The following is a 17165-nucleotide window of genomic DNA, read 5'->3' as shown; positions in this document are numbered from 1 at the left end:
CGGCGCCACGTCTCACAGAACTCCCCGGCGCCACTCGCGTACCAGCAGACAGCCGAGGTACACGCCTCCGATGGCCATCGTGTAGATGCCGACCGGCAGGTTGTCGAAGAGCGGCAGCTGCTGGGCGCAGAGATCCGCGAGCACCAGCAGCAGCGCGCCGGTCAGCGCCGACAGCGCCAGGTGCGGGCCGGGCACCCGGGTGATCCGCTTGGCGACCTGCGGGGACGTCAGCGCGATGAACGCGATGGGGCCGGCGACACTGACCGCCCCCGCCGAGAGCACGATCGCCAGCACCACGGCGGCCGTCTTGGTGCGGCGGGGCTGCGAGCCGAGCGCGGCCGCGATGTCGTCGCCCATCTCCCCGATGTCCAGCCGCCGCGAGAGGAGCACGGTGAGCGGGGCCACCACCAGCAGCACCAGCCAGATCGTGGTGGCGTCCTCCCACGACCGCGCCGACAGGCTGCCGTTGACGTAGGCGGTGAGCACGGCGGCCCGGTCCCGCTCCATGGCGTAGACGACGTACTGGGTGATCGCGGTGCCCATCGCGGCGATCCCGATGCCCGCGATGACCAGCCGGGCCGGGTTGCGGAACCCGGTGCCGGTCGACACATACACCAGCACCATGGCGAGGACGGCGCCGATCAGCGCGCCGAGCGCCACCGGCACGGTGTCCGGGAAGAGCAGCGCGGAGATCGCGGCGCCCGCCCCGGCCCCGGACGCCAGCCCGATCACATCGGGACTGCCGAGCGGATTGCGGGTGACGGACTGGAACAGCGCCCCGGAGAGTCCGAGCGCAGCACCGGTCCCCACGGCGACCACCAGACGCGGCCCGCGCAGCCGCTCGATGACGAACCCGTTCTTGCCCTCGGCCCCACCGGTCACCGCCCCGGCGAGCTCGGAGAGCGGAATGCCCAGCCGCCCGAGCGACAGCGTGGCGACGGCCCCCGCCAGCAGCAGTACGAACAGCACGAGCGCCGTCAGCACGGACACCCGCCGGACCGGCAGCGCGACGGACCGGCCGACCCTCAGGAACCCTCTCGGCGACGCGGTACGGATCGCGGTCTGGCGCGACGTCATGAGTTGCCCCTCATCCTGCGTACGGCGACGAGCAGTGCGGGCGCCCCGATGAACGCGGTCACGACACCGACCATCAGTTCCTGTGGGCGCATCACCACCCGCCCCACGACATCCGCGAGGAGCAGCAGCGCAGGGCCGACCAGCGCCGAGAAGAGGATCTGCATCCGGAAGTCGACCCCGACCAGTGCCCGCACCACATGCGGAACGGCCAGTCCGACGAAGGCGATCGGGCCGACCGCCGCCGTGGCCGCCGCGCTCAGCAGCGTGGCCGAGAGCAGTCCGCCCGCCCGCACCAGCGCCGGACGGGCCCCCAGCGACGCCGCGGTCGAGTCACCGAGGGCGAGCGTGTTGAGGCCGGGACCGAGCACCGCGGCGATCACCAGACCGGCCACGGCGAACGGAAGGACCGACCAGAAGACATCGAAGTCCCGCCCGCCGAGCGCGCCGACGACCCAGTACCGGTAGCTGTCGAACACCTTGGGGCGGCTCAGCGTCACCGCCTGGATGAACGCCATCAGCACGGCGGAGAGCACCGCACCGGCGAGCACCAGCCGCACCAGCCCGCTGCCCGAACCCGCCGAGCCGATCGCGTGGACGAGCAGACCGGCGATCAGGGCGCCGGGCAGCGCCCACCACATGGTCTCCGTGCTGCCCGTCGCCCCGAGGAACGCCGTCGCGGCGACGATGCTCGCCGAGGCGCCCGCGTTGATCCCGAGAAGGCCCGGATCGGCCAGCGGATTGCGGGTCACGCCCTGCATGAGCGTGCCCGCGACGGCCAGACAGAGACCGGCGAGCAGGCCGAGCGCGGTGCGCGGGTAGCGGCTCTCGACGATGGTGGTGACATTCGGGTCCGCGGTCCCGGACAGCGCGTGCAGCACATCGCCGAACGAGGTGGTCCGGCTGCCGAACACGATGCTCGCGAACACGGCGAGCACCAGGACGGCGACCGCGATGACGAGGGAGGACACCCGCCGAGCGGTGCCGGCCCGTGAGGTGCCGGCACCGCTCGGCGGTGCGTGTGTGGTGGTGGCCATGGGGGTGGTGGCCGGCCTCAGGCGTTGTCGGAGGCCTTGACGGCCTTGTCGATCAGCGGCAGGTAACGGTCGATCACCCACGGCACGGTGAGCGGGTTGATGATGGAGGAGGCCGTGACGAAGGAGTTGTCGTTGCTGTACACCATGGCGCCGCTCTTGACGGCGGGCATCGCCGCGTACAGCGGCTGGGCCTCGATCTCCTTGCGGGCCTTGTCATCCATGTAGAAGGTGAAGAGCAGATCGCTGTTCTTCAGCTTCTCGGCGTTCTCCAGGCCGATGAGCGCCGAGTCGGTGCCCTTGGTCTCCTTGAAGGAGTTCACCACCGGGTCGACGGTGAGACCGAGCGAGGTGAGCATCTTGACGCGCTGCTCCTCGGGCTTGAACACGCCGAGGGTGCCGGGACCGGTGTTGTAGATGTACGAGAACGTGTGCTTTTTGTACTCGGGCCGGGTCGCCGCCGCGTCGGACAGCTGCTTCTCGGTCTTCGAGACGAGGCCCTTCGCCTCGGCCGTCTGCCCCAGCGCCTTGCCGATGATGTCGATCTGCTGGTCCCAGTCCGTGCTCCACGCCAGATCGGGGTAGGCGACGGTGGGGGCGATGTCCTTGAGGATGTCGTAGTCCTTCTGCGTGATCCCGGACCACGGCGCGAGGATGACATCCGGCTCCAGCTCGGTGATGGCCTCGAAGTCGATGTCCTCACCGCCCGTGATCTGGGTGGGCAGCTTGTCGCCGGACTTCTTCACGGCCTCGTGGATCCACGGCAGATAGCCCGTCTTGTCGCTTCCCCACTCGTACTTCTCGATGCCCACCGGGGTGTGGCCGAGCGCGATGGCGGTCTCGGCCGAGCCCTGGCCGAGGGTGACGACCCGTTCGGGCTGCTTCTTGATCTCCGCGGTACCGAGCGCGCTCTTGATGGAGACGGGGAACGCTCCGCCGCTCTTCCCGGATGCACCGGAGATCTCCTTGCCGTCGTCGCTCGAAGAGCAGCCGCCGAGGGCGAGAACGAGGGCTGCGGCGGCGGCAGTTGCGGCGAGCGTCCGGCGACGTGCGCGGGTGAACCGGGACATGGGTGTTCCTCATGATGCTTGACGGATGGAGCGGGACCCCGCGACCGCGCGCGGGCACGCCGAAGGAACGGCCGTACGGAACACGACGGGCGGCCCGATGCGGATCGCAAGGAGTTAGGCAAGCCTAAGCTAAGCCTTTGCGTGGCGGTAATCGGCCCCTTGGTAAACGCTTTCGGTGCCTGGCCCGCTCCGCTTCGGTGGTGCCGTGGAGGCCGCGGTCCGGCGGCTGCTTTGGTCCAGACCTATTGACGGACGGTCCGGGCCTCCCTAGCGTGTGGCGAGCCGTGAAATGCGAGACCGCATTCCGTCTGAATTGTCAGGGGCATGCCATTCACGCGCCAACTCGCCCTGCGCCGGGCAGCCTCGGGCACCCGCACCGCCCCGGTGGCGCCCGGCCGCGACAGGAAGGGAAGTGACCATGTTCGGTCGGACAGCGCGCCTGCTGGGGGCAGGCCTCGCGGCGGCATGTGCCGTACAGATGCTGGTGGCGGCGACGCCCAGTGCCGCTCAGGACGAGACCTGTGCGGTCAAGTCGAAGCCCGCCGGGAAGGTGCTCCAGGGGTACTGGGAGAACTGGGACGGCGCGTCGAACGGTGTGCACCCGCCGCTGGGCTGGATCCCGGTCACCGACGGCCGTATCGCGCAGCACGGCTACAACGTGATCAACGCGGCCTTCCCGGTCATCCTCTCGGACGGCACCGTCCTGTGGGAGGACGGGATGGACTCGACCGTGAAGGTCCCGACCCCGGCCGAGATGTGCCAGGCGAAGGCGTCCGGGCTCACCACCCTGATGTCCATCGGGGGAGCGGCCGCCGGTATCGACCTCAGCTCCAGCGCGGTCGCCGACCGGTTCGTCGAGACGGTGGTGCCGATTCTCAAGAAGTACAACTTCGACGGCATCGACATCGACATCGAGACCGGCCTCACCGGCAGCGGAAACATCAACCAGCTGTCGGCCTCGCAGTCCAACCTCATCCGCATCATCGACGGCGTACTCGCGCGGATGCCGTCCAACTTCGGACTGACGATGGCGCCGGAGACGGCCTATGTCACCGGCGGGAGCATCACCTACGGCTCGATCTGGGGCGCGTACCTGCCCATCGTGAAGAAGTACGCGGACAACGGGCGCCTGTGGTGGCTGAACATGCAGTACTACAACGGCAGCATGTACGGCTGCGCCGGGGACTCGTACTCCGCGGGCACGGTCGAGGGGTTCACCGCCCAGACGGACTGTCTGAACAAGGGGCTCGTCGTCCAGGGCACCACGATCAAGGTCCCGTACGACAAGCAGGTTCCGGGACTGCCGGCCCAGCCGGGCGCGGGTGGCGGATACCTGCCGACGGGTCAGGTGGCGCAGGCCTGGAACCACTACGGCAACGGGCTCAAGGGCCTGATGACCTGGTCGCTCAACTGGGACGGCTCGAAGGGCTGGACCTTCGGGGACAACGTCAAGGCGCTGCAGGGCCGCTGAGACGCCGGCGGACCGAGGGCCGGGCAGCTCCGCCGAGGTGGACGGAGCTGCCCTTCCGGCCGGCCATGGCGGCCGGCCGGTCGGTACGCCGTACGTTCAGGAACGGGGCTCGGAGGCGTCCAGCATGGCCTCGCGCTCCACGACCTTGATCCGCTCACGGTCCTGCTCCGCGCCCAGGGCGCGCTCGTGCGCGTCCAGGCGGTACCAGCCCTCGCGGGTGGTGTAGCGGACGCCGCGCTCCTCCAGGAAGGCGGTGACGGCCTCCGGCTCGGGCCGGACCGGGGCGGGCAGCCGTCCCTCGGCCCGGTCCTCCAGCAGGCAGGCCACGGTCTCGTTGGCATCGCCCTTGGTGTGGCCGATCAGGCCGACCGGGCCGCGCTTGATCCAGCCCGTGACGTACACCGAGGGCATGTGCTCCCCGCCGTCGACGACGCGTCCCGCGGCGTGCGGGACCGTGCCGGAGACCACGTCGAACGGGAGCTTCGGGAGCTCCCGCGAGTAGTAGCCGACCGCGCGGTAGACGCTCTGCACATCCCAGTCGGTGAAGTTCCCGGTGCCCTTGACGTTTCCGGTGCCGTCCAGCTCGGTGCGCTCGGTGCGCAGGCCGACGACCCGGCCGTCCTCGCCGAGGATCTCCACCGGGGACTCGAAGAAGTGCAGGAACAGCTTGTGCGGCCGGTCGCCGGCGTCGCGGATCGCCCAGTTCTCCAGCGTGGAGGCGACCATGTTGGCCTGCTTGTTGCCGCGCCGGGTCTCGATCGAACCCGCGTCGTACTCGATGTCCTCGGGGTTGACGATGACCTCGATGTTCGGCGAGTGGTCCAGCTCCCGCAGCTCCATCGGGCTGAACTTGGCCTGCGCGGGGCCGCGGCGCCCGAAGACGTGCACCTCCAGGGCCTTGTTGGCCTTGAGGCCCTCGTAGACGTTGGCGGGGATCTCGGTCGGCAGCAGCTCGTCCGCCGTCTTGGCGAGGACGCGGGCCACGTCCAGGGCCACATTGCCCACGCCGAGCACGGCCACCTTCTCGGCCTCCAGGGGCCAGGTGCGGGCCACATCCGGGTGGCCGTCGTACCAGGAGACGAAGTCGGCGGCGCCGTGGGAGCCGTCCAGCTCGCTGCCGGGGATGTCGAGCGCGCGGTCCGCGTCGGCGCCGGTGGAGAAGATCACGGCGTCGTAGAAGGACCGCAGATCGTCCAGGCCGATGTCGTCGGGGTAGTCGACGTTGCCGAACAGCCGCAGCTGCGGCTTGTCGAGAACCTGGTGGAGTGCCTGGACGATGCCCTTGATCCGGGGGTGGTCCGGGGCCACTCCGTAACGGATCAGGCCGAAGGGGGCGGGCATCCGCTCGAACAGGTCGATCGAAACCCCAGGGTCCTGGGCGGCGTCGGATTTCAGCAGCGCGTCCGCCGCGTAGATGCCGGCGGGGCCGGCTCCGACTATGGCGACGCGGACGGGGCGGGTCATCAGGTACTGGTCCTTAGAACGGGCTGATGCGGTCAGTGCAGCTCAGGGTAAAGGTAAGGCTGGGCTTACCGTGCCCCACGGGACACCGTAACCGTTGCCCGTCCGCGACCTCGGGGCGGTTCGCCCTGCGAGACATCCGGTCCGGAGCCCGGAACGGGTGTCCGTGTCACTCGGGTGACATGGACACGATTCGCCCGACCGTGCGGGGTTCGCTCGAAGAATCGGACAAATGATGGCAGAGTGACACGCATGGATGATCGGGTAGCGGGTGCCCTGTCACTCCCGGACGACTGGCCCGCCCACCCGGATCTCAGCCTCGCCCTGAACCGTATGGGCAGCTTCGACTGGGATCTCGACAGCGGCCTCATGCACATGGACCGGCCCGCGCTCGACGTGTTCGACCTGCGGGCGGAGGAGTACGACGACCGGCCGGAGTCGCTCGGGCACCGGGTGCCGACGGACGAGGGCGTACGGCTCGACGCCATGGTCGCGCAGGCGCTCAAGAGCGGCCGGAGCAACTACGGGGCGTACTTCAGGATCAAGCGGCGCGACGGCACCCTCCGCTGGACCCACACCCAGGGCTTCATCCGACGGGACGGCACCGGCCGCCCGCACCGCATCATCGGCATCGTCCGCGACGCCACCCAGGAACTGGCCGACTCCACCGCCCGCCACGAGCTGGACCAGCAGCGGCGCCGGCGCACCAGCCTGGTGGACGTCACCACGGCCGCCCTGGCCCACGCCCGCACCGTCGGGGACGTCATCGAGGTGCTGAAGAACTCCCAGGGGCTGGCACATCTCGGGGCGACCAGCCTGGTCATGGGGCTGATGGAGGCCGGGCGCATCCATCTGGTGGCCGACGGCCCGGAGGACTCGTTCGTGCCCGGCACCCGGTACACCCGGACGGACGAGCAGTACCCGATGAGTGAGGTCGTCCGCACGCTCGCGCCCCGCTTCATCGAGTCCGCCACCGACTTCGCCACCTCGTACCCGATCCTGTGGCCACACATCAGCCACCTAGGCATCACCTCGGCCGCCTATCTGCCGCTGATCGCCCAGGCCCGGCCCATCGGCGCCCTCGGCCTGCTCTACAGCGACAAGGACGGTTTCAGCGGCGACGAACGCAATCTGCTGGTCGCGCTCGGCAGCTCCATCGCGCAGAGCCTGCAACGGGCCATGCTGTACGAGCAGGAGCACGATCTCGCCGAGGGACTCCAGCAGGCCATGCTGCCGCGCAGGATCCCGGACGTGCCGGGGGCGCAGATCGCCGTCAAGTACCGCTCGGCCCGGCTGGGCAGGGACATCGGGGGCGACTGGTACGACGTCATCCCGCTTCCCGGCGGCCGGGTCGGCGCCGTCATCGGCGACGTCCAGGGCCACGACACCCACGCGGCGGCCGTGATGGGGCAGCTGCGCATCGTGCTGCGGGCCTACGCGGCCGAGGGGCACAGCCCCGCCACGGTGATGGCGCGGGCCTCCGTCTTCCTGCACGAACTGGACACGGACCGCTTCGCGACCTGCACCTACGCCGAGGTCGACCTGACGACCGGGGTGGTGCAGCTGGTCCGGGCCGGCCATGTCGACCCACTGGTGCGCGAGAGCGACGGCAACTGCCGCAGGCTGCCCGCCGAGGGCGGGCTGCCGCTGGGGCTCTCGGCCGAGTTCGGGCGGCTGGAGTACCCGGTCAGCACCGTCGAGCTGGACCCCGGCCAGACCCTGGTGCTCTTCACCGACGGCCTCGTGGAGCTGCCGGGCGCCGATCTCGACGAGGGCATACAGCTGCTGACGTCCATGGTGCGCAACGGGCCGCAGGACCTCCAGCGACTGGCCGACCGGCTCTGCGAGGAGGTCGACGAGCGCGGCGGCGAGGACGACGTCGCGGTGCTGCTGCTGCGCCGCAAGGCCGCCCACGCGCCCCAGCCGGGCGGCCGGCTCCAGCAGCACGTCGCCCAGAGCGATCCGGAGGCGCTCAGCTCCGCCCGCCACATGATCCGGGCGGCGGTCCGGGCCTGGGGCGCCAAGACACGGGCCGACGAGGTCGAGCTGGCCGCCGACGAGCTGATCACCAACGCGCTGATGCACACCGACGGCGGGGCCATCGTGACGATCCGGGTGCTCACCGGCCCCGAGCGGCGGCTACGGGTCGATGTCGAGGACCGCTCCAGCGCGCTGCCCAGGCGCCGGGACGCGGGGGAGGCCGGGGTGTCCGGGCGGGGGCTGATGCTGGTGGACCGGCTGGCCGATCTGTGGGGCGTGGAGTCCCGGGGCAGCGGCAAATGCGTGTGGTGCGAATTCGTCATCCCGGCACACGAGTGACGGAAGCACGCTTTCCTGTCCGGGCACGCTTTTCTACCCGACGGTAACAGAACGTAACATGTCTGTACTTGACCGTAACCGATCGCGAGGGATTGACTGCGACTGCATCGGTCCGGTGCGACTCCGTCAGTCTTTGTCTTCGATGACATGAGGACCCGTTGGGAACTGAGCTGCTGGCACCCCTCGATCTCGCCTTCTGGCACCTCGAATCCGATGCCCACCCGATGCACCTCGGCGCGCTCGCCGTCTTCTCCCCGACCCCCGGCCCGGTGCCCGGCGCCGACGCGGAGACCGTTCTCGACCTGCTCGGCACCCGGGCCGCCGCCATTCCCCGGCTGCGGATGCGGGTCAGGGACGTACTGCTGCCCGTCGGCGGGGCCGCCTGGTTCGTGGACAAGGACTTCGACGTCCACCGGCACATCCGGCGGGTGCGGCTGAGCGGGGCGGAGTCGCGGGACGGGGACGGCGGATTCATGGCGGGCGCCACCCGGCTCGCCGGCGAACTGATGGAGCGGCCCCTCGAACGGGGGCTGCCGCCCTGGCAGATGTACGTCATCGGCGGAGCCGACGGCGGTCCCTTCGCGGTGCTCGTCAAGCTCCACCACGCGCTGGCCGACGGGATGCGCGCGGTCGCCATCGGCGCCGGGATCTTCGACGAGATCGCCGCCGCCGGCCGGGCCCGCGGCGGTGTCGCCGCCCGCCGCGCGCGTACCGTCCCGCCCCGCTCGTGGATGCCGGGCCCGCGTCAGGTGGCGGGTCTCGCGCTCGGTCGGATCGAGGATCTCGGGCGGGCGTTCGGCGTCGGCGCCTCCATGGTGCGGGCCAGCCGTCTCGACCCGCGCGGCGTGCCCGCGCTCACCGCGAGCTCCAGCGGCACCCGGCGTCTCGCCACCGCGGACCTGGACCTCGACGCCGTCCAGCGGATCCGCCGGGCCGCGGGCGGCACGACCAACGACGTCCTGCTCGCGGTCGTCGCCGGGGCGCTGCGCCGCTGGATGCACGAGCGCGGCGAACCGCTGCCCGGGGAGGACCCGCGCGCCCTGGTCCCGGTCTCCCGCCGCAGGCCGGGCCAGACCGCGGCGACCGGGAACAAGCTCTCCGCCTATCTGCTCGGGCTCCCGGTCGGCGAACCCGATCCGTGGAAGCGGCTCGGCGCCGTCCGCGCCGCCATGGACCGCAACAAGGCCGCGGGCCCTTTCCGGGGCGCCGGGGCGGTCGCCGTGCTCGCCGATCAGCTGCCGTCGCTGGCCCACCGGTTCGGCGCGCCGCTCGCCGGGAACGCGGCCAGGATGCTCTTCGACGTCCTGGTCACCAGCGTCCCCCTGCCGCGCTCGGCGCTCTCCCTCGGCGGCTGCCCGCTGCGGGCCGTCTATCCGATGGCGCCGCTGGCCCGCGGCCAGGCCCTCGCCGTCGCGCTCTCCACGTACGGCGGCCGGGTGCGGGTCGGGCTGGTGGCCGACGGCAAGGCGGTGCCCGACCTGGAGCGGCTGGCGCGCTGCGCCGACGAGGAGGTGGCGGAGCTGCTCGCACTGCTGCCGGCTCCTTGAGCAGCCGGCCACCTGATCAGCATCCCGATCGGTCATAGATCGGACAGATTTCCTGGGAAGTGCCACGGTCGGTGGTGCCTGAGGTGTTGACGCACCCAAGTGATCCGATGAATATTCGCTGTGTGCAGAAAGAGATCATCGGGGAGGGCGGCGGAAGCATGCGGCGCAACAGGCTGGGAAGCAGCGCGGTCGAGGTCACCGAGCTGTCCTTCGGGGCGGCCGCCATCGGCAACCTCTTCACCGCCGTCGAACCGGAGCAGGCGGCCTCCGCGGTCGCCGCCGCCTGGGACGAGGGCGTCCGCTACTTCGACACCGCGCCGCACTACGGACTCGGCCTCTCCGAACGGCGGCTCGGCGAGGCCCTGCGCGACCGGCCCCGCGACGCGTACGTGCTCTCCACCAAGGTGGGCCGGGTGCTCGACCCGCTGCCCGCCGACGCCACCGGGCGCGGCGGTGACGGGCTCTCCGAGGGCTTCGCCGTCCCCGCCACCCTCCGCCGACGCTGGGACTTCAGCGCCGACGGCGTACGCCGCAGCATCGAGGACAGCCTGGAACGGCTCGGCCTGGACCGCATCGACATCGCCTATCTGCACGATCCGGACGACCATGCGGAGACCGCCTTCCGCGAGGCCTACCCGGAGCTGGAGAAGCTGCGCGCCCAAGGTGTCGTCGGAGCCATCGGCGCCGGGATGAACCAGACCGCGATGCTCACCCGGTTCCTGCGCGACACCGATGTCGACGTGGTGCTCTGCGCCGGGCGCTACACCCTCCTCGACCAGTCCGCACTGAACGGTCTGCTGCCCGAGGCCGCCGCCCGAGGCCGCAGCGTGGTCGTCGGAGGGGTCTTCAACTCCGGGCTGCTCGCCGACCCGCGCCCCGGCGCCACCTACGACTACACGGCCGCACCCCTCTCCCTCCTGGACCGGGCCCTGCGCATCAAGGCCGTCACCGAGGGCCACGGCGTCCCGCTGCGGGCCGCCGCCCTCCACTACCCGCTCGCCCACCCCGCCGTCGCCGGAGTGCTGGTGGGCACCCGCTCCCCGGACGAGGTGCGCGACGCCGCCGCCCTGCTCCGCCGCGAGATCCCGGACGAGCTCTGGGGCGAGCTGCGCGCCGAGGGCCTGCTGACCGAGAACGGACACTGACATGAGAATCGCCCTGCACACCAAGGTCCGCGCCGACCGGATCGAGGAGTACGAGGCCGCGCACCGCGAGGTCCCGGCGGAGCTCACCGCCGCGATCCGCGCGGCGGGCGCCACCTCCTGGACGATCTGGCGCAGCGGCACCGACCTCTTCCACGTCATCGACTGCGAGGACTACGCCGCACTCCTCGCCGAACTGGAACAGCTCCCCGTCAATGTGGCCTGGCAGGCCAGGATGGACGAACTGCTCGACGTGGCGCACGACTACTCGGCCGACGGTGCCGAAGCCGGGCTCCCGGTCGCCTGGGAGCTGTGACATGACCGGGCAGGAACGGATCGTCGACGCCCACCACCATGTGTGGGACCTCTCCGTGCGCGACCAGGACTGGATCACCGGCGACGAACTCGCCCCGCTCCGGCGCGACTTCACCCTGGCCGACCTGGAACCGGAGGCGCGCGCCGCCGGGGTGCGGGCCACCGTCCTCGTCCAGACCGTCACCGTCGCGGAGGAGACCCCCGAGTTCCTGGCCCTCGCCCGGGACAGCGGCCTCGTCGCGGGCGTCGTCGGCTGGTGCGACCTCACGGCGCCGGACATCGCCGACACGCTGGCCGCGCTGCGCGAACTCCCCGGCGGCGACCGGCTCGTCGGCATCCGCCACCAGGTCCAGGGCGAACCCGACCCCGCCTGGCTGCTGCGCCCCGACGTCCGGCGCGGACTGCGCGCCGTCGCCGACGCCGGGCTCGTCTACGACCTCGTCGTCCAGGCCCGCCAGCTGCCCGCCACCGTCCAGGCCGCGGCACTGCTGCCCGAGCTGACCTTCGTCCTCGACCACGCGGGCAAGCCAGCCGTCGCCGCCGGTGAACTGCACCCCTGGGCCGACGACGTCAGGGCGCTGGCCGCCCGCCCCAACACTGTCTGCAAGCTCTCCGGCCTGGTCACCGAGGCCGATCCGCGCTCCTGGACCGTGAGCGACCTGCGCCCGTACGCCGACACCGTCCTCGACGCCTTCGGCCCCGACCGGATGATGTTCGGCTCGGACTGGCCGGTGTGCCGGCTCGCGGCGACGTACGCGGAGGTCGTCGACGCCGCACGCGGCCTCACCGACACCCTCACCGAGGACGAGCGGGCCCGTGTCCTCGCCACCACGGCCGAGCGGGTCTACGGCCTCTGACAGGCGCCCCGCCGGGGCTTTTGGCAGTCTGGAACCATGCCCGAACTGCCGGAAGTCGAAGCCCTGCGGGTCTTCCTCGACGACCACCTGGTCGGCAAGGAGATCGACCGTGTCCTGCCGCTCAACGTCAGCGTCCTCAAGACGTACGACCCGCCGCCGGCCGCCCTGCACGGCGCCACGGTCACCGGCATCGCCCGGCACGGCAAGTTCCTGGACATCGGGGCCGGGCCGCTGCACCTGATCACCCATCTCGCGCGGGCCGGCTGGGTGCGCTGGAAGGACGAGTTCCCCGCCGCGCCGCCGCGCCCCGGCAAGGGACCCCTGGCGCTGCGCACCGTGCTCACCGGCGGCGACGGCTTCGACCTCACGGAGGCGGGCACCACCAAACGCCTCGCCGTGTACCTGGTGCACGAACCGGCCGAGGTGCCGGGCATCGCCCGGCTGGGCCCCGACCCCCTCGACGACTCCTTCGACCGCGACGCCTTCGCCGCGCTGCTCGCCGGGGAGCGCCGCCGGATCAAGGGCGCCCTGCGCGACCAGTCGCTGATCGCGGGCATCGGCAACGCCTACAGCGACGAGATCCTGCACGTCGCGAAGATGTCGCCGTACCTGCTCACCGCGAACCTCACCGACGACCAGATCACCCGGCTCCACACGGCGCTGCGCACCACCCTGCACGACGCGGTCGCACGCTCCAGCGGCCTCGCGGCCGGAAGGCTCAAGGCCGAGAAGAAGAGCGGGATGCGGGTCCACGGACGCACCGGCCAGGCATGCCCGGTCTGCGGGGACACCATCCGCGAGGTGTCGTTCAGCGACTCGTCGCTCCAGTACTGCCCGACCTGCCAGACCGGCGGCAAACCGCTCGCCGACCGCCGCCTCTCCCGGCTGCTCAAATGACCCACCGGGGCGCGCCGTACGGCCGGTGGGCGAAGAAGCCGTGCATCACCCGGCCCGCACCCCCGTGCGCGCTCTACACTCCGGCCCATGCTGCGCGTACTCGCCGTCGACGACGAAGAACCCGCCCTGGAGGAACTCCTCTACCTCCTGCGCGCCGATCCCCGGATCCGCAGCGCCGAAGGGGCCACCGGCGCCACCGAGGCGCTGCGGCGCATCGGCGCCGCCGTCGACGCGGGCCCGGACGACCCGGCCGCCATCGACGTCGTGTTCCTGGACATCCACATGGCGGGCCTCACCGGTCTCGACGTCGCCCAGCTGCTGGCCGGTTTCGCCGCGCCGCCGCTCATCGTCTTCGTCACCGCGCACGAGGGCTTCGCCGTCCAGGCCTTCGACCTGAAGGCCGTCGACTACGTGCTCAAACCCGTACGCCGCGAGCGCCTGGCCGAAGCGGTGCGCCGCGTCGCCGAACAGGTCGGCGACCGCTCCGCACCCGTGGTCGACACCGCGGGCGACCAGATCCCGGTCGAGCTCGGCGGTGTCATCCGGTTCGTCCCGATCGACGACATCGCCTACGCCGAGGCCCAGGGCGACTACGCCCGGCTGCACACCGCCACGGGCAGCCACCTCGTCCGCGTCCCCCTCACCACCCTGGAGGAGCGCTGGCGCACCCGCGGCTTCGTGCGCATCCACCGGCGCCACCTCGTCGCCCTGGGCCGGATCGACGAACTCCGCCTCGACGCGGGCAGTATGAGCGTCCGCATCGGCACCGCGGAGCTCGCGGTGAGCCGCCGCCACACCCGGGCACTGCGCGATCTGCTGATGCGTCAGACCGGCCGCTGACCAGCGCCTACCGGGCTCCGGCCTTCCCACGGCGGTCCGGTGCCGCATACACTCCGGGCCCATGTCCGCAGAGCCAACACCCCGCCGCGAAGTGGTGACGGGGGAGCCCCGGCGGGTGCGCCCGCTGCCGCGCTACCGCACCCAGTCGGAGATCGACGAACAGACCGCCCTCGGCGGCGCGTACGTCCGTTCGCTGATGCGCAGCCAACTGCGGGCCGGACTCACCGCGTTCGCGGTCCTCGCGGTGGTCGTCGGAACACTGCCACTGGTCTTCGAGGCCCTGCACAGCGCCGCGCTCGTCTGGGCGGTCCTCGGATTCGCCGCCTACCCGCCGCTCACCCTGACCGCCTGGTGGTACGTGCGCCGGGCCGAGCGCAACGAACGCGACTTCGCCCGGCTCGTGGAAGGCCGCCCCGGACCGTGAGCCGTACGTACGCGGTGGCGGCGGTCGCCGTCGTCTTCCTCGCCACCGTCCTCGTCGGCGGTTTCGGGCTGCGCATCTCCCGCACCACCTCCGACTTCTACGTCGCCTCGCGCACCGTGCGGCCCCGGCTCAACGCCGCGGCCATCAGCGGCGAATACCTCTCCGCCGCCTCCTTCCTCGGCATCGCGGGCCTGGTCCTGGTGCACGGCCCCGACATGCTCTGGTATCCGGTCGGCTACACCGCGGGCTATCTGGTGCTGCTGGTCTTCGTGGCCGCACCGCTGCGCCGCTCGGGGGCGTACACGCTGCCCGACTTCGCCGAGGGACGGCTGGAATCACGGCAGGTGCGCAGACTGGTCAGCGTCTTCGTCGTCGCGGCGGGCTGGCTCTATCTCGTACCCCAGCTCCAGGGCGCGGGCCTCACCCTCAAGATCCTCACCGGGGCGCCCGGCTGGCTCGGCGACGTGCTCGTGGCGTCCGTCGTCGTCATCGCCGTCGCCGCGGGCGGCATGCGGTCCATCACCTTCGTCCAGGTCTTCCAGTACTGGCTGAAACTGACCGCGCTCCTGGTCCCCGCGATCTTCCTGGTGCTCGCCTGGCGTGGCGACGGGCGGCCCCGCGTCACCTTCGACGAGCAGCTCTCCGTCTTCCGCGCCGACCATCCGCTCTACGCCACCTACGGGCTGATCGTCGCCACCTTCCTCGGCACCATGGGCCTGCCGCATGTCGTCGTCCGCTTCTACACCAGCCCCAACGGACGCGACGCCCGCCGCACGACGGTCGCCGTCCTCGCCCTCATCGGCGTGTTCTACCTGCTGCCCCCGGTCTACGGCGCACTGGGCAGGCTGTACGCCCCCGAGCTGATCCACGGCGGGGACGCGGACGCCGCCGTGCTGCTGCTGCCCGGCCGGGTCATCGGCGGACTCGGCGGGGACCTGCTCGGCGCGCTCATCGCGGGAGGTGCGTTCGCCGCGTTCCTGTCGACCGCCTCCGGGCTCACCATGGCCGTCGCCGGAGTCATCACCCAGGACGTGCTCCCCTCGCGCGGCGTACGCCACTTCCGGCTGGCCACCGTCCTCGCCATGTGCGTACCGCTGGCCGGTTCGCTGATGGTCAGCCGGGTGCCGGTGGCCGACTCCGTGGGCATGGCGTTCGCCGTCTCCGCGTCCTCCTTCTGCCCGCTGCTGGTCCTCGGCATCTGGTGGCGGCGGCTCACCCCGCCCGGTGCCGTCGCGGGCCTGCTGCTCGGCGGCGGTTCCGCGTTCCTGTCCGTCGCCATCACCGTCAGCGGCGCGGTGCGCCCGCCGGGCTGGCCGCACGCCCTGCTCGCCTGGCCCGCCGTCTGGTCGGTGCCGGTCGGCTTCCTCGCGATGGTCCTGGTCTCCCTCGCCACGCCCGGCCGCATACCCTCCGGCACCAATGCCGCCATGACCCGCTTCCATCTGCCGGAGACACTGACAGCGGGGAGGCACCGATGACCGGAGCCGGATACGCCGCATTGGTCCTGCTCGCCCTCCTGCTGCTCGGCGCGGGGTTCCTGCTCGGCCGCCGCACCGCCCGCCCCGTCCGCACCAGCGACGTCGGGACACCCGTCGAGCACGCCACCTTCGAGACCCTGCACACCGCCTCGCTCGCCGCGCCCCCGCTGCGCGCCGGGCTCACCGAGGAGAGCGCCCGCAGATCCGCCCGGAGGCTGCGCTCCCTGCTCGGCACCGACGCGCTCTGCCTCACCGACCGCGACCGGGTGCTCGTCTGGGACGGCGAGGGCGAACACCACGGCCGCCAGGTCATGGACCAGGTGCGCGACCTCCTCGCCAGCGGCCGGGACACCGCCTTCCGCAGCGACTGCGACGACCTTGACTGCCCGCTGCGCTGGGCCGTCGCCGTTCCGCTCACCGTCGACAACCGGGTGCTGGGCACCCTGATCGCCTACGCGCCGCGCGAGTCCGCGGTGCTGGCGAGAGCCGCCGGGGAGGTGGCCCGCTGGGTCTGCGTACAGCTGGAACTGGCCGAACTCGACCGCTCCCGCACCCAGCTCATCGAGGCCGAGATCAGGGCGCTGCGGGCCCAGATCTCCCCGCACTTCATCTTCAACTCACTGGCCGCCATCGCCTCGTTCGTCCGCACCGACCCGGAACGGGCCCGCGAACTCCTGCTGGAATTCGCCGACTTCACCCGCTACTCGTTCCGCAGCCACGGCGACTTCACCACCCTCGCCGACGAGCTCCACTCCATCGACCAGTACCTGGCACTCGTACGGGCCCGCTTCGGCGAACGGCTCGCGGTCACCCTCCAGATCGCGCCCGAGGTCCTCCCCGTCGCCCTGCCGTTCCTCTGCCTCCAGCCACTGGTCGAGAACGCCGTCAAGCACGGACTCGAAGGAGCCGTGCCCCCGCCCCGGGACCCCGGCTCCGCCGCGGCACGGGAGACCCCGACCCGCATCACCATCAGCGCCTTCGACGCGGGCTCCGAGGCCGAGGTCGTCATCGAGGACGACGGCACCGGCATGGACCCGGAACGCCTGCGCCACATCCTGCGCGGGCAGGGCGGCCGCTCCACCGGGATCGGACTGCTCAACGTCGACGAACGGCTGCGCCAGGTCTACGGGGACGACTACGGACTGGTCATCGAGACGGGCATCGGCGCGGGGATGAAGATCACGGTGCGGCTGCCGAAGTACCGTGCCGGGGTGCACGGTTCCTGACCGGCCGCAC

15 protein-coding genes are annotated in these 17165 nt (G+C 71.6%); 11 read left to right on the top strand and 4 right to left on the bottom strand.

Features of this window, described 5'->3' with window-relative positions; all coding sequences use genetic code 11:
• Nucleotides 1-12: 12 nt before the first annotated feature.
• Genes GA0115234_RS26750 through GA0115234_RS26740 form a run of 3 tightly spaced genes read right to left on the bottom strand, consistent with a single transcriptional unit; the run spans nt 13 to nt 3178 of the window.
• Nucleotides 13-1077 (bottom strand): FecCD family ABC transporter permease, encoded by a 1065-nt coding sequence (locus GA0115234_RS26750; RefSeq protein WP_093546645.1) that lies wholly within the window; start codon nt 1075-1077, stop codon nt 13-15.
• Entirely contained in the window at nt 1074-2111 is a 1038-nt protein-coding gene (locus GA0115234_RS26745; RefSeq protein ID WP_093546642.1) for a FecCD family ABC transporter permease, read from the bottom strand. The genes GA0115234_RS26750 and GA0115234_RS26745 overlap by 4 nt, the downstream gene beginning before the upstream one ends.
• A 17-nt stretch (nt 2112-2128) precedes the next feature.
• Nucleotides 2129-3178, bottom strand: coding sequence for an iron-siderophore ABC transporter substrate-binding protein (locus tag GA0115234_RS26740; RefSeq protein ID WP_093546639.1), 1050 nt, complete (start codon nt 3176-3178; stop codon nt 2129-2131).
• Between the two features lie 418 nt (nt 3179-3596).
• Here GA0115234_RS26740 and GA0115234_RS26735 point away from each other — a divergent pair, with 418 nt between their 5' ends.
• On the top strand, nt 3597-4649 hold the full coding sequence (locus tag GA0115234_RS26735; RefSeq protein WP_093546845.1) for a chitinase: 1053 nt from the start codon (nt 3597-3599) through the stop codon (nt 4647-4649).
• Between the two features lie 96 nt (nt 4650-4745).
• Here the strand turns inward: GA0115234_RS26735 and GA0115234_RS26730 are convergent, their stop codons facing one another.
• Entirely contained in the window at nt 4746-6113 is a 1368-nt protein-coding gene (locus tag GA0115234_RS26730; protein ID WP_093546636.1) for an FAD-dependent oxidoreductase, read from the bottom strand.
• Between the two features lie 249 nt (nt 6114-6362).
• Between GA0115234_RS26730 and GA0115234_RS26725 the strand changes: the two genes are divergently transcribed.
• The 10 genes from GA0115234_RS26725 (at nt 6363) to GA0115234_RS26680 (ending at nt 17155) form a co-directional block, all read left to right on the top strand.
• Nucleotides 6363-8429, top strand: coding sequence for a SpoIIE family protein phosphatase (locus tag GA0115234_RS26725; RefSeq protein WP_093546633.1), 2067 nt, complete (start codon nt 6363-6365; stop codon nt 8427-8429).
• 158 nt (nt 8430-8587) lie between these two features.
• The gene (locus GA0115234_RS26720) at nt 8588-9976 is read left to right on the top strand and encodes a wax ester/triacylglycerol synthase family O-acyltransferase (protein WP_093546630.1); all 1389 of its coding nucleotides are present in this window, start codon (nt 8588-8590) and stop codon (nt 9974-9976) included.
• A 158-nt stretch (nt 9977-10134) separates the two neighbouring features.
• On the top strand, nt 10135-11121 hold the full coding sequence (locus tag GA0115234_RS26715) for an aldo/keto reductase (RefSeq protein ID WP_093546842.1): 987 nt from the start codon (nt 10135-10137) through the stop codon (nt 11119-11121).
• Nucleotide 11122: 1 nt separating this feature from the next.
• Nucleotides 11123-11434, top strand: coding sequence for an L-rhamnose mutarotase (locus GA0115234_RS26710; protein WP_093546627.1), 312 nt, complete (start codon nt 11123-11125; stop codon nt 11432-11434).
• Nucleotide 11435: 1 nt separating this feature from the next.
• Nucleotides 11436-12290: an amidohydrolase family protein gene (locus GA0115234_RS26705; RefSeq protein ID WP_093546624.1), complete on the top strand. Its 855-nt coding sequence runs from the start codon at nt 11436-11438 to the stop codon at nt 12288-12290.
• Between the two features lie 36 nt (nt 12291-12326).
• Nucleotides 12327-13187, top strand: coding sequence for an Fpg/Nei family DNA glycosylase (locus tag GA0115234_RS26700; protein ID WP_093546621.1), 861 nt, complete (start codon nt 12327-12329; stop codon nt 13185-13187).
• 87 nt (nt 13188-13274) lie between these two features.
• Nucleotides 13275-14027 carry a LytR/AlgR family response regulator transcription factor gene (locus GA0115234_RS26695; RefSeq protein WP_093546618.1) on the top strand — a complete coding sequence of 251 codons (753 nt, stop codon included), beginning with the start codon at nt 13275-13277 and terminating at the stop codon, nt 14025-14027.
• 61 nt (nt 14028-14088) lie between these two features.
• Nucleotides 14089-14451, top strand: coding sequence for a hypothetical protein (locus GA0115234_RS26690; protein ID WP_093546615.1), 363 nt, complete (start codon nt 14089-14091; stop codon nt 14449-14451).
• Nucleotides 14448-15929, top strand: a complete 1482-nt coding sequence (locus tag GA0115234_RS26685; RefSeq protein WP_093546612.1) for a sodium/solute symporter — start codon at nt 14448-14450, stop codon at nt 15927-15929. Before GA0115234_RS26690 ends, GA0115234_RS26685 begins: the two co-directional genes overlap by 4 nt.
• Nucleotides 15926-17155 (top strand): sensor histidine kinase, encoded by a 1230-nt coding sequence (locus GA0115234_RS26680; RefSeq protein WP_093546609.1) that lies wholly within the window; start codon nt 15926-15928, stop codon nt 17153-17155. The genes GA0115234_RS26685 and GA0115234_RS26680 overlap by 4 nt, the downstream gene beginning before the upstream one ends.
• The last annotated feature ends 10 nt before the right edge of the window (nt 17156-17165 follow it).

The organism is Streptomyces sp. DvalAA-43, assembly GCF_900091725.1.
Lineage (GTDB): Bacteria > Actinomycetota > Actinomycetes > Streptomycetales > Streptomycetaceae > Streptomyces > Streptomyces pulveraceus.
This window is presented reverse-complemented; position numbering and strand designations above follow the sequence as displayed.